This is a genomic window from Bradyrhizobium sp. UFLA06-24 (assembly GCF_054967145.1).
This window is the reverse complement of sequence record NZ_JADFUE010000112.1, coordinates 1-12,186: the sequence shown is the minus strand read 5'-3', so window position 1 is coordinate 12,186 and position 12,186 is coordinate 1. Positions and strand designations below refer to the sequence as shown.

Here is a 12,186-nt window from a genome sequence, read left to right as displayed (position 1 = left end):
CTTCGCTCCTGATTCGCAGCAAGAATCCTCGCCGCTGTCAGGCAGAAAATCCACTCAAGCTACTGTCCGAATTTGCGAGGCCAGCTCTCTCGATGGTCTTTTCCAAATCGAATTCAAGCAGCGGCGCCAGATCGATCTTGTTGATCACCACGAGGGATGAAGCAGCAAACATATCAGGACATTTGAGGGGCTTGTCTTCACCTTTCGTAATCGAGAACACCACGATCTTGCAGGCCTCGCCAAGATCGAAGGCAGCGGGACAGATCAGATTACCGACGTTCTCGATGAAGAGAATGCCGCCTGAAAGCAGGGGCAAGCGGCGATAAGCTCCGCCGATCATTGCAGCATCGAGATGACAATTCTTGCCGGTATTGATTTGAACGGCTGGCACGCCGACAGCCTGAATACGTTCAGCGTCGTTCGAGGTCTGCTGGTCGCTTCGATGACACCGACCGGGCGGCTGCGCTTGAGCTCGGACGCGGCACGGACCAGCAGCGTCGTTTTACCTGCACCGGGACTGGATAAAAGATTAAACACGAGAACGTCATCGGCAAGGAAGAGGGCCCGGTTGACCGCCGCAATCCCATTATTCTTGCCCAGGATATCGCGCTCGATCTCGATGACCTGCTTTCCGCTCATGCCCCCGACCCTTGAATCAGCCGAGCCGGCGCCGCCGCTCGGAAGCGGCTGTATGCCATGTGCCTGATGGTGGGCCGGCCGGCGAAGAGGAGAATGGCCATCGCAAGAGTCCCGCACATGGTCATTGTATCGCTCGTGGCTCTTCGCATCATTTGTCCTCGAGTGTTTGGTCGTCGGTGTACCTTCCGTGCAGCCGCAAACGGTACACATCAATCGATCTCCAGCGCTTTCACGCGCATCTGTTCGCCCGCGGTTACCTGCAACTGATAACTGCCGCAGCAAGGACAGCAATCACCCCGGCGTGCAATTTCAACGCTCTTCGAACAGCTCATGCACCAGGCAACGCCCGGTAGTTCAACGATATTAAGCGCGGCGCCTTCGGCAACGGTCCGCATTGCAGCGACAGCAAAGCAGAACCTGATCGCTTCAGGCGCGGCATGACTCAGCGTTCCCAATTCCAAACAGACGCTCCGCACCCGCGAAGAGGATCGCTCCCGTACCTTCTCCTCGACGATCTGAATGATCCCCATGCAAATGGCCATTTCATGCATCGTGAAATTCACGAAAATTGAGAGTGAACCCGACGCACGGATCCAGCGACGCAATCACCGCGTGGACTGCATCACAGCGCCGCGGAGCTGTCAGCACGGCGCCCTGCAGGTTCCGTACAAGCGGTCCGCGCTTATGGAAATTCCACTCCGTCGGCGCCAGGAATTCGAAGCGAGATATCCGGCCGTGAGCGTCAAGCTCAACAGCGTGGTAGAGACGTCCCCTGGCGCATTCGACCGCGGCCGCTGCACGACCGGGCCCAAGCTTATATCTTTCGATAATCCCATGCTCTGCGGTATCCGGCTGAGCGCCGGCCTCAAGCCAGGCACATAGCCCGGACGATTTCAACTATTCTGGCCATCAGCCGCTCGGCCGCACCGAAGGGTCTCAGCAAGAACCGATCCCGGGTCATTTGGCGCGCCCAAGGACCCGTCTCGGGCACATGTCCTTCCAGATCCGGACAATCGCAAAACGTCGAATCATCCCCGAGCAATCGCTTCGCGATGTTGAAGTCGTCAGCAGCGGACAGGAACGAGTATGCTGCCGGAGCCGACTTCAAGCCGGCCTCATGAAGCGCCGCGACGCGAAGCGACAGTGGGCTGCCGGACCTGAGCGCGCGTCCCTCATTCGGTACGCCCAGCGCGGCCAGCGCCGCCGCGATCCGCGCTGTTGCTTCCCGTTGAGGGGGGGCACGAGGCTCGCTGGGCGGAGCGAACAAGCGCTGACAATTCCGACATCAGGGAGCGGATTGCTGCCGCACTGGCGACCTCTAGCGTGAGATGTCCGGCAAATAGGCCCCGTGCCAAATCCATGATGCGCTCGGTAACGATCAGCGCAATACGATGCTGTTTTTTTTGCGAGGGTGATCACTTCGTCGCGCGCCGTTTCGATCGCGGTCAACAGTGCGGTTTGCTGCGCAGCGGCACATAACGCGAAGAGCCGCGGCACTGCGTTGAGCAGTGACGAGGCCTGCTTTCCGGCGAATATCCGACCCAGCGGCGGCCGGACTCGCGGCTGGATCTCGACCGAGGCGACTACGTCGGCAGCTAGCAATACGCGGACATGGATTTTGTTGCTTGCAGTGAGGTTCATGCGCAATGCTGCCCCCTCCCCCCGCGCAAGCTATGATCCATCCGAAGGCGCCGTCTGTGGGATCGCAACTGATGTCGAGTGCCCGAGCGCATCATGTGAAGTACGCCTCGAGAATTTCCTGCACGCGTCCGGCAGAGTCCTGGAAATCCTCGTCGGCAGCCAACGCAACAATCGGCACGCCCCCGACCTCCACCGTATCAAGGATGATGTTGTCCGTAGAATTGAAGAACTGCACGGACCAAACATTCCTAGTCCCGGTCGCCTGCACTCTGCAGGCACCGTAGCCCCGCAACATGAGTTGGACGGGTCCGTTGCCCAAGCTTTGCTGCAGGAATGTCAAGTCGACAACGCTCATTGGCAGTAACGTCAGATTGATGACATGCGCATTCATGCAAAATTGCCAGACGCTGGCCCGCTCGCGTATTTCGGCCAGCACCGGTTGAACGTTCATCGCGCCATCCGGCGGCGTGTCAATCAGAAGTTCGGTTGATGTCAGGTCAGTTGCGGCACGCCGGACAATCTGCGGAATCGCTCCAACCTCGACATATTCGTGCGCCGGTTCGGTTCCGATGCGCACGCGCCAGATTCCGGCATGCACGGACTCCCGGATTTGTGCCAAACTGCCGTCCGGCAACGCAACCACCCGGTCACCTCGCCTTCCCCGAGCAATTCGTCAATCAGCTTGCGCTCGGCATCGCTGAAATTTGCGAGTCCGTACAATTGTGTCGGATCACCGCTTCTCTGACCCCCAACAGCAGCAGCGACATTTGACATTAGCAGGGCAGCGTTCGGATACTTCCTTGCACGTTCGTCGCAAACCCGCCAAACGCGATTGACAAGCGCACTTGTCGCGCCGCGATAGAATACATCGAGAGTTCCAGAACCTGTGGTAAAGCCGCTCGCCGCGCGGCCGGCGCCGCCAGATACAACGGGGATCGCTGCTTTCACGATGCGATGTTCCATTGTCTGTGTCGAGGGGTATTGCACTTGCCGGCGTCGGTGCTGCCGGCGAGTGCCCAAAGGATCGGTGAGGAGATGCGGTTGATCGTGAGCAAACGATCCGGTCTCTTGCCGATCAGGCAGAGTATATTGTTCCTCGGGGATAGGCGCGGCGTCGACAGTCTACGCTGGCCGGGCCGGCCGGTCAGTGTGCCACCAGGGCCGCGCGAGGGTGCTTCACTGATCCGCAGAATATGTAGGGGATCAGCCGCCGGCAGCGGCATCAAGGTCGCCTTCCTGGGAACGTGCGCGACCAGGCGCGCATCGGCGCTAACGCCCTCCACGTCGTCGGACGGAGCGGGCCGTGTCAGAGCATGCTGAGCCGGCTGCAACTTCATCACACTCCTCTCTGATCATGATCGGTTCTGCCAGCATGGCGGTTAGCAAGGCGCATGCCAATCATCTCTAGGTGCGCGAGTCGCGTTCGACCCAACGGCGTAGCGCCTGACGTTGTCCAAGCCGATGGTCCTGCGACTGGAATCCGGTCTATGAACCCCAGCCGGTGCAAGGGAGCGGAAGCGCTAGCGTAGGTGCTCCGGCAATTGCGGCTCGTGACCGATCAAGTCCGCAAAGAAGCGATCGCAGCTCTGACCGTTGAGGCTGGCCTCAAGCCCGTCAAGTGCTTTGCAGATCAGCCTTGCTTCGTTTTCGTCCAGGAGCCGCACTGCGCTGTCGATATGAACGAGCACCTTGGCGCCGGCCCGTACATCAGCGAGCAGCACGACGGAGATGCGCCGCTGCTCATTGCCATACTCGCATAACGCGGTGACACCGTCGGTCTCGACAATCGTCATTGGCAAGCCAAGGCACATAATCAGCCGCAGGCCGCTAGATCGGCTCTGCCTTTCATTTCATAATTCGCATGGTCAATATTGTTCGCCAACAGCCGTTCTGATGCAGGCAGCGGCGCACTCCGCGGTTTTGCCGGCGAGTCCCACTGCTCTAGGAGCTTACAGGCCAGTCTAATCGCGGGGGGAATCTGAAAGCGCACCGGCGCGGTCAGCGGACCGCCCCAATTCTCCAGATCCATCGGCTGGCAGCCGATAAGAGCGAGCTCTCGCGGGCGGCGGCCAAGCAAATCGGCCGCGCTCAAGACCTCCTGGAAGCCCATCTAATGCAGGCTCACCTTCTTGGCCCCCGTGAATTTTGGCACTTCGTCATCTCGTACAAGCTCCAACTGCCCGGGCAGCAATCCATAGTCGATGGCGTCGAACACGATCAGGCAGTCGGCCCCCTCAAGAAAACTAACGAGGTAGAGCCCCTGGGTGCCGCCATCGAGAACGGTGACGTATCATCGACCGCGTAGCTACGATGAAACTCCTCGACCGCACGCACACCGAATCCCTCATCGGCCCACAGAATATTGCCAATGCCGAGCACCAAAATCCGCTTTTTCTCTGTTGAATTGAGCATCCGCTTCCCAGTCAATCGCCAAACCAATGCTCACCTACTTGATAGAAGGGAAGCTGCGGCGCGACACGACGTCGTCCCAGAGCACCGCGTAGATGTGGACCAGCGCGAACATCACGATCACCCACAGGCCGAGATGATGCCAGGTGTGAAAGTCCTGGCTGTTCGGCCAGAGTGAAAACACCCAGCCGAACACCTTGTACTGCCAGCTGTCAGTACCGGCACCTTGCCCGTAAAGTGCAAAGCCGGTGACGACCATGAACGTGATCGTCTGCGTAAACATGAAGAACATTGCTAGCTGAGCAAGGCGGTTGTGCCCGAGGCCCCTTTCAGGCTCAACCGCAAGGAACGAATACCGGCGAATCTCGTGGTGCAACTCCCGCCAAAAGCACCGGCGCCAAAGCGGCACGCAAAAGATCTGCATGGCGTGCGCGTTTCCCATCAAGGCCCAGTAGATACGCAGAAGAAAGCCGGCGCTGAGTACATATCCCGCCGAGAAATGAGCAAAGCGGATATAGCCGAATAGAAAACCGCCGCTTGCCATTCCCCATATCGCCGGTGTCCCGGTTCCAATAAGATAGCCTGTTAAACTCAGTACCAGAATCGCGGCTGCATTAGCCCAATGCCAGAGTCGCACCAGCGCATAAATGTGGGCGGTGCCCCCACGGATGCTGCGACCAGCCAGTGCCGCATCGGCGGCGGCAAGAAACTTCTGAGCCCTGTTCCGCATGGGCCTAACGAACTCTAATTGAGGCCATTTCTTGACCCTCATGACTCATCACGTGCGTCGAGCAAGCCAAGCACGGATCAAAGGAGTGGATGGTGCGCAAAATCTCCAACGGGCGCTGCGGATCGGCCATCGGAGTGCCGATCAGCGAAGCTTCAAAAGCGCCAATATTGCCGCTTGAATCGCGAGGAGATCCGTTCCATGTCGTCGGCACGACACATTGATAGTTGTCAATCTTAGCGTCCTTGATCGTAATCCAGTGCCCGAGCGCACCGCGAGGCGCCTCAGTGAACCCGTAGCCTTTGGCTTCCTTGCGCCAGGTTTCCGGCCTCCACCTGCTGATATCGGCAGTTGCCGTGTTGCCCGCCTTGATGTTGATTACCAGCTTATCCTGGAAATGGCGCATCTGATGCGCCGCCCATTGGCATTCGAGCGCCCGCGCCGCAGTACGGCCAAGGGTCGAGAACAGCGCAGTCACGGGAAGATTGAGCCCCTTGAGCAGTCTCTCGGCGGGCTCCTTGAACTCGGCTTTGCCTTGCGCATAACCGATAATGTATCGGGCCAACGGCCCAACCTCCACGGCGCGGCCGCGCCATCGCGGCGCTTTGATCCAGGAATATTTGCCGCCTTCGTCGAGTTCTTTAATATCTGTCTTGCTGCCTTTGAGTTTTGGCCCAAGTTCAAAACTCGGCTCGGTGATACCATCCCAGGGAAGCAGTCCGCAGCAATGGCCGGGGTATTTATACCATGAATGCGCGACGAATTCCTGGATCTGTTCGGGATCACCATGGTCGATCGGCAATATCTCCTTGAGATTGCCATCAAGAATGACCCCGCGCGGCAGCTTGAAACTCTCGCCGGAACAGTCATTGGCCTTTTCGGGGATATCGCCATAGGACATCACGCTTTTGCTCGAAAGACCGCCGCCGTGGAGCCAGTCCTTATAGTACGAAAAGATCGCGGCAATGTCGGGCAGATAGACCTGCTCGACAAACTCGATCGAACGGTCGATGATGGAGGATATAATGTTCAGTCGCTCCATGCCGATTGCGCCCACCGCTCCGATTCCGTCGATGTTGATCGCGCACGGCACGCCGCCCACCAGCCAATTTGGATGCGGGTTCTTGCCGCCATAAATCGCTTGGGTTTTGACGATCTCCTTCTGGAAGTCGAGTGCTTCAAGATAATGAGCTACCGCTATCAGGTTCGCTTCCGGTGGCAGTTTGTAGGCCGGATGCCCCCAATAGCCATTCTTGAACGGACCGAGTTGCCCTGATCCGAAGAATTTGCCGAGCCGGATCTGTAGATCCTTGAAATAGCCAGGGGATGACAGCGGCCAGGGCGAGATAGATTGCGCCAGTGTAGAGGTCGACTTGGGATCGTCCTTGAGGGCGGAGACCACGTCGACCCAATCCAACGAATGGAGGTGATAGAAATGTACGAGGTGATCATGCACGAGCAGGCACAGCTGCATGATGTTGCGGATCGAATTTGCATTCTCCGGAATCGTAATTCCTAGTGCATTTTCAACCGCGCGCACGGAGGTGAGCGCATGGGTACCGGTGCAGACCCCGCAAATCCGCTCGGTGAACGCCCATGCGTCGCGCGGATCGCGCCCACGCAGGATGACTTCGATGCCACGCCAAATCGTCCCGCTTGAGACTGCATTGCGGATCACATTGTCGGAATCGAGATTAGCTTCGATGCGCAGGTGGCCTTCGATGCGAGTCAGCGGATCGATAACGATTCGCTTGCCGGAACGATCGAGATTGAACCCATTCGGCGTCTGGACGGCCACCGTCGTTACCTCCTCAACTCGGCTTGCCTTTGTGGGCAGGGCGATCCGGCCGGTGCCTCAACCGCTTCGCGGCGGTGACCGCCGCGTGGGCAGCGACCGCTAGCCCCACCACGCCGGCAGCGGCCATGCCGATCTCGTCGGCGTTCTGCTCGATGCCGAACTGCTTGATGGTCGTGAGTCGGTCGTAAAATGACCCTTTATCCCAGAAGCCATCTTCGGAGCAGCCGAGACAGCCGTGGCCGGATTGAATGGGAAATGAAACGCCGCCGTTCCACCGAAGGGCCGAACAGGCATTGTAGGTGGTTGGTCCCTTGCAGCCCAACTTGTACAAGCAATAGCCCTTGCGTGCGTTGGTGTCGTCCCACTCTTCGACGAATTGACCAGCGTCGAAATGGGACCGCCGGTAGCACTTATCGTGAATGCGCTCGGAATAAAACATACTTGGACGCCCTTGGTGATCAAGCTTTGGAAGCTTTCCGAACGTGGTAATGAAAGTCACGAGGCCGCTCATGACCTCTGCGATCGGCGGGCCCCCGGGCACCTTGATGAAGGGCCTGTTGGTGATTAACTTATCGATCGGCACCGCGCGAGTCGGATTTGGCTTGGCCGCCTGCACGCATCCCCAGGACGCACACGTGCCCCAAGCGACGATCGCCATGGACTCTTCCGCCATCGACGTGAGCTTTTCAACGAACGGCTTGCCGCCGTCAATGCAGAACATGCCACCCTCGTTCAAGGGCGGGTTACCTTCAACGGCAAGCACATATCCGCCTTTGTACCTGGCACGGGTTTCCTCCAGGATGGCCTCAGCCTGGTGTCCTGCCGCCGCCATGATCATATGGTCATAGTCGAGCGAAATCATCGACAGCAGCGCGTCCTTGATCAAGGGATGAGCCGAGCGGATAAAGCTTTCCGAGCAGCAGGTACACTCAAGCCCGTGCAGCCAGATGACGGGCACTCGCGGTTTGGTTTCCAGGGCGTGCGCAATACTGCTTGCACCAAGCCCCAAGCTCGCGGCCGTGAAACTGCAGAATTTAAGGAAACTGCGACGCGTGATACCCTGTCGTCTGATCACGCCGTAGAAGGTTTCCGTTGCATCACCCATGAAACCTTCCAAGCGAGTTGTCGCCAGCGTTACGATTGGTGATGTTCGGCAAGAAACAAGCCAGCAGAGCGAAACACCTGAAAGATAACAAGCCACCGCTTTAAGATTTTCGGCTTGTCGAATCCGGCCAGCGTCCCAGAAGCTAGGCCATTGATCTGCTACGCTATTGGTGTCCAGTTTTCGACGTCGATGTGAGCACTTTAACAAATCAAGCCGATCGTTCACCGCTGAAGGGAACTACGCTCCTGCAGGCGGCACTCATGATGCCGATTGTTGAATAGAATTGGTTCAGTCGACGGGCACCACATTGCCCGGCCTCAATCAGACTTGCCGATCGCTGACCAACGGTGCGTTAAAGCGCTCATAATCGAACCTAATGCAGGCAGCACGTACCAACGCGGTTGCCGAGCAAGGAACAGAGCCCGCAAGGGACTGAGAATGTGGTGCGCACGTTGGCTTGACTTTAGGTCTGATTTGATCCGATCTGCCCCTGGTTCCAAGGGGCTCGTCGCCTACGGGGCTGTGCGCGGCGACAGGCTGGACGTTTAGAGCGATCGCCCTGGCAAACCTAAGATGATTCGTTGCCTCGCCCGGTACAATGTCTGTCGATGATGGCTAAGGTGAAGATTGTCGCAAATGCGAACATCACCATACCAGCGGCAACCACACTTCCTCGTGCCAGCGCGGCTCTTGGACGTAGTCCACGACATAGGCCGACAACACCTTGGTGCGTCCAGGAATATTTCCGCCGATCATCATCACGACGCCGAATGTGCCTATCGTGTGAGAAAATCCAAGCACGGCCGCTTTAACGAGCTCCAGTCGCGCCAGCGGTGCGATGATAGCAACGAAGCCATACAATGGCGAAACACGCCCTGTCATTTCCAACGGGTGATCGCCAACCGCAAGAAAGGCGTTACGTATCGGCTGCACGACCAATGGCAGCGCCGAGAGCACCGATCCGACCACGATCCCGACGAAGGTAAGAGCGAGCGTGCGCTCGCCCCAGAAAGAGGCGAGAACGCCGCCGGGTCCGTCGGGGCCGAGCAGAACGAGTACGCAAAAGCCGAGAGCCGCTGGGGGTAGTACCAGCGGAAGGGCAATTAGCGCAGCGACAGCCTCGCTCAGAAAAGTCTTTGAACGCGCCAGCCACCAGGCGAGGGGCACACCAATCACGAGGAGGATCACGGTCGTCACGCTAGCGAGCTCTATCGTGAGCGCAATGGATTGCGAGATCTCTGACGAATCAAAATCCATGTGCGTCAGCCCGCCAACGAGCGCAGGTCGCCGTATCGCGATAGTGATTGCCTGCACGTCGGGCTGCCCAGCGATGTGGTGCGAATAGCCATTTGTTCGTGCGGCAGCTCGCTCTGTCCCCCAAATTTACGCGCACCGTTTCTGCGAGCAAGAGCAGCATCGCAAGGCTCATCGGCAACTCCTGTGACAAGTCCGCTTCGTCCCACCCGACGGCGGCAGCTTCTCATTTGTCATCAGCAATTCGAGTGCCACGTGCGAACAGCGGCGGCGCTATGCTTATGTGAAAGCACTTTGCGTAGACGCCGACGTCACCGTGGAGTGGACCTAACGCTTTGTCAGGTTTCTGGCATCTTTGTTTCCAAGCGGACAGCAACAGCCGCCCAACGAAAACGGCAGACTCGACTCGAGAAATGCCTGTTTGGTTTGTCGGCGGCTCAAATCCCGTGCTCGCAGGGCCGGTAGCTGAACCGATCGCAAGAAGCCTGCCGGTCGGCAGCTACGCAAACGAAGTAGCTGAAAACTCGTCGTAAGGCTGGTTCGGCGACGCGGCAAAGGCGCGAGGGGCCGCGAGCGACGGCCGCTCCCCTGACCGGCTTAGCTTGCACATCGTCAGCACAGGCGTGGAGACAAACGCCGCGTCATCGACGAGATTGGCCGCTTGCGGAAAAACGCAGTCATCCATCAGAGGTCCTATCCGGGCAACGCAGCTCCTAGCCAGACTTCCATTCGGTAAATTCGTTCAATCCAAAATAGCAATTTTACCAACTGCACGTACTGCTGCACGATCTCAACACTCCAGCATTCCGCTAATGCGCGCTACGCTGCAGCCTAATGTTCGACCTTGCGAACACGGCTAAGAGCACTCAAGCCGATGCCACCGAAGGGAGGCCATTGTCCGCGACTTTTTAGTCCGCCGCAGTTTGGGATTTGGTGCATATCTTGCTTAGCGAGAAAGGACAACGCAACTAAACGCCTGCCTTTGGAAAGACGCGCCGGCTCTCGGACGCGTCTTCAATCGCGCAAGGCTATAATGATTAGTCTCGTATGACACTGTCGCCTCTCACCGAGCCGCGGCACACATTCGAGTATATTCGGGAAGGAAGCGTCATGACCACCATGGCAACCGCGGCGCCTGTGCGCGCGTCGCAAGCTTGGTATAAGATACTCTACGTCCAGGTGCTGATCGCAATCCTAATTGGCGCCATGGTTGGCTGCCTATGGCCGTCTGTCGCCACAAACGACTGGGTCAAGGCGCTCGGTGATGGGTTCATCAAGCTCATCAAGATGGTGATCGCGCCCATTATTTTCTGCACCGTCACGTCTGGCATTGCGCATATTCAAGATGCCAAGAAAGTCGGGTGCGTCGGCGTCAAGGCGCTGTTCTATTTCGAGATCGTCTCCAGCTTTGCCTTGCTGTTGGGCCTTGCCATGGGCAATCTGGTCCGGATTGGCCATGGCCTTGCGGTCAAACCGGATGCTGCGGCGGTCGCCAATTACGTCAAGCAGGCGGAAGCCTCGAAAACCGTCGACTTTATTCTCAACATCATTCCCGATAGCGTGGTCGGCGCCTTCGCTCGCGGCGATGTTCTGCAGGTTCTCCTGTTCGCGATCCTTTTTGGCTTCTCGCTGATGGCGTTGGGAAAGCGTGGCGAGCGTCTGCGCGGCATGATTGACGACGTCGCGCACGCGGTGTTCGGGGTAATAGCTATTGTAATGAAAGCGGCCCCGATCGGCGCCTTCGGCGCCATGGCTTTCACAGTCGGCAAGTTCGGGCCCGCAGCACTCGGCAATCTGATCGGTCTGATCGCGCTGTTTTACGTGACTGCTGCCCTATTCGTAGTAGTCGTGCTTGGTCTGATCGCCCGCCTCGTCGGCTTTTCAATCTTCAAGTTCCTTATCTATATTAAAGACGAGCTTCTGATCGTGCTCGGTACTTCATCCTCCGAAAGCGCGCTCCCTCAATTGATGGAGAAGCTCGAGCGGCTGGGCTGCTCCAAGCCGGTGGTCGGGCTGGTGGTGCCGACTGGCTACTCCTTCAACCTTGACGGCACCAATATCTATATGACACTTGCAACATTGTTCATTGCCCAGGCACTCGGTGTCGATCTCAGCTTTGGCCAGCAGCTCACGATCCTGCTAGTAGCAATGCTAACTTCGAAGGGAGCAAGCGGCGTCACCGGCGCAGGCTTTATCACGCTCGCTGCGACATTATCGGTAGTAAACCCAGCTCTGGTGCCGGGCATGGCAATCGTGTTTTCTATCGACAAGTTCATGAGCGAGGTGCGCGCCCTCACCAACATCATCGGCAATGGCATCGCGGCTGTGTTCGTATCCTGGTGGGAAAGCGAGCTCGATCACGTGACGCTGCAGACTCGGCTCAACAAGTCCACCGCTTCCACTACTATCGACACTACAAGCACATGAGGTAGGTCCCGGATCTGAACCGCCGCCATTCGGACACGAATACTCCCCCTGCGCTCTCCGGCGCACAGCATTATTCCGCGCCGCAGCCAGGGCAGCTGCCCCTGAGAGGCTAGGGTCCAGACTCAATTGAGCCAATATGCGACGAGAGCGGCGAGATGAACAGCGGCCAAAAAATTACGGGCGAGC

At 58.1% G+C, this 12,186-nt stretch carries 10 protein-coding genes and 2 pseudogenes; 1 reads left to right on the top strand and 11 read right to left on the bottom strand.

Going from position 1 to position 12,186, the window contains the following annotated elements:
• Positions 1-37 precede the first annotated feature (37 nt).
• The 11 genes and pseudogenes from hypB to IF809_RS36705 all read right to left on the bottom strand — a co-directional run bounded on the left by hypB (position 38) and on the right by IF809_RS36705 (position 9,576).
• A complete protein-coding gene (gene hypB / locus IF809_RS36755) occupies positions 38-391 on the bottom strand; it encodes a hydrogenase nickel incorporation protein HypB (RefSeq protein WP_441258651.1) in 354 nt (117 codons plus the stop codon).
• Positions 337-639: a P-loop NTPase family protein gene (locus tag IF809_RS36750; protein ID WP_014497976.1), complete on the bottom strand. Its 303-nt coding sequence runs from the start codon at positions 637-639 to the stop codon at positions 337-339. Before IF809_RS36750 ends, hypB begins: the two co-directional genes overlap by 55 nt.
• Before the next feature lie 209 nt (positions 640-848).
• Complete coding sequence (gene hypA / locus IF809_RS36745; RefSeq protein WP_011084541.1) at positions 849-1,190, bottom strand: hydrogenase maturation nickel metallochaperone HypA; 342 nt, start codon at positions 1,188-1,190, stop codon at positions 849-851.
• The gene (locus tag IF809_RS36740; RefSeq protein ID WP_014497978.1) at positions 1,183-1,536 is read right to left on the bottom strand and encodes a nickel-dependent hydrogenase large subunit; all 354 of its coding nucleotides are present in this window, start codon (positions 1,534-1,536) and stop codon (positions 1,183-1,185) included. The genes hypA and IF809_RS36740 overlap by 8 nt, the downstream gene beginning before the upstream one ends.
• 835 nt (positions 1,537-2,371) lie before the next feature.
• Positions 2,372-3,228: pseudogene (locus IF809_RS36735) on the bottom strand (hydrogenase expression/formation protein).
• 572 nt (positions 3,229-3,800) lie between these two features.
• Positions 3,801-4,091 carry a HypC/HybG/HupF family hydrogenase formation chaperone gene (locus IF809_RS36730; protein WP_011084536.1) on the bottom strand — a complete coding sequence of 97 codons (291 nt, stop codon included), beginning with the start codon at positions 4,089-4,091 and terminating at the stop codon, positions 3,801-3,803.
• A gap of 2 nt (positions 4,092-4,093) precedes the next feature.
• Positions 4,094-4,692 (bottom strand): annotated as a pseudogene (locus IF809_RS36725) (HyaD/HybD family hydrogenase maturation endopeptidase).
• Between the two features lie 34 nt (positions 4,693-4,726).
• The gene (cybH, locus tag IF809_RS36720; protein WP_014497983.1) at positions 4,727-5,419 is read right to left on the bottom strand and encodes a Ni/Fe-hydrogenase, b-type cytochrome subunit; all 693 of its coding nucleotides are present in this window, start codon (positions 5,417-5,419) and stop codon (positions 4,727-4,729) included.
• 4 nt (positions 5,420-5,423) lie between these two features.
• A complete protein-coding gene (locus IF809_RS36715; RefSeq protein ID WP_011084532.1) occupies positions 5,424-7,214 on the bottom strand; it encodes a nickel-dependent hydrogenase large subunit in 1,791 nt (596 codons plus the stop codon).
• Positions 7,215-7,227: 13 nt separating this feature from the next.
• Positions 7,228-8,319 (bottom strand): hydrogenase small subunit, encoded by a 1,092-nt coding sequence (locus tag IF809_RS36710; RefSeq protein ID WP_011084531.1) that lies wholly within the window; start codon positions 8,317-8,319, stop codon positions 7,228-7,230.
• 645 nt (positions 8,320-8,964) lie between these two features.
• Positions 8,965-9,576 carry a molybdate ABC transporter permease subunit gene (locus IF809_RS36705; protein ID WP_011084530.1) on the bottom strand — a complete coding sequence of 204 codons (612 nt, stop codon included), beginning with the start codon at positions 9,574-9,576 and terminating at the stop codon, positions 8,965-8,967.
• A 1,107-nt stretch (positions 9,577-10,683) separates the two neighbouring features.
• Here IF809_RS36705 and dctA point away from each other — a divergent pair.
• Entirely contained in the window at positions 10,684-12,000 is a 1,317-nt protein-coding gene (gene dctA, locus IF809_RS36700; protein WP_011084529.1) for a C4-dicarboxylate transporter DctA, read from the top strand.
• Positions 12,001-12,186: the final 186 nt, after the last annotated feature.

Bases quoted from the DNA above. Each gene is read 5' to 3' on its own strand.
- IF809_RS36750 (WP_014497976.1), bottom strand. From the start codon at position 639: ATGAGCGGAAAGCAGGTCATCGAGATCGAGCGCGATATCCTGGGCAAG.
- hypA (WP_011084541.1), bottom strand. From the start codon at position 1,190: ATGCATGAAATGGCCATTTGCATGGGGATCATTCAGATCGTCGAGGAG.
- IF809_RS36730 (WP_011084536.1), bottom strand. From the start codon at position 4,091: ATGTGCCTTGGCTTGCCAATGACGATTGTCGAGACCGACGGTGTCACC.
- cybH (WP_014497983.1), bottom strand. From the start codon at position 5,419: ATGCGGAACAGGGCTCAGAAGTTTCTTGCCGCCGCCGATGCGGCACTG.
- IF809_RS36710 (WP_011084531.1), bottom strand. From the start codon at position 8,319: ATGGGTGATGCAACGGAAACCTTCTACGGCGTGATCAGACGACAGGGT.
- IF809_RS36705 (WP_011084530.1), bottom strand. From the start codon at position 9,576: ATGGATTTTGATTCGTCAGAGATCTCGCAATCCATTGCGCTCACGATA.
- dctA (WP_011084529.1), top strand. From the start codon at position 10,684: ATGACCACCATGGCAACCGCGGCGCCTGTGCGCGCGTCGCAAGCTTGG.